A 406-nucleotide genomic window follows, 5' to 3' on the forward strand; every position below is an offset into this window, starting at 1 on the left:
GCTCTGGCCCGCGCCGGCGAACACGGCTTGCGGTGGCTCGATCGCAGTGATCAGCGGGCGCACGAACGGCAGCACCAGCGCACCGACCGACCGCACCGGCAGCCCGCTGCGTGGCTCGAGGCGGCTGTCGATCAGGACCGTCGTCAGCTGATAGCAGAAACTCAGTCGGTAGCGGCCGTGGAGCGACTGCCACAGCGATTGCATCTCGTTCGGCGGCAGGCTGAGCGGCGCGAGCTTGAGGCGTTCGAACTGGTCCGACAACCGCGCGTTCGCGAACGCTGCAAGCAGCGCGTCGGTGTTGTTCGGAGGCGGCGCGAGCAGCGCGACGACGCGGTCGCGTAACAGCACCGGCTCGTCGTGGAGCGCCGCCATCGCGATCCCGAGCAACACTTCGGCCTGGTACGAC

1 protein-coding gene is annotated in these 406 nt (G+C 69.0%); it reads right to left on the reverse strand.

All coding sequences use genetic code 11. The annotated features are described in order from the left end of the window. Window positions 1–406: Pvc16 family protein (locus tag D7Y13_RS44140; protein ID WP_120631160.1), on the reverse strand; the 406-nt coding region annotated here is incomplete at both ends.

This window comes from Corallococcus praedator (assembly GCF_003612125.1).
In the GTDB taxonomy this organism is placed as follows: domain Bacteria; phylum Myxococcota; class Myxococcia; order Myxococcales; family Myxococcaceae; genus Corallococcus; species Corallococcus praedator.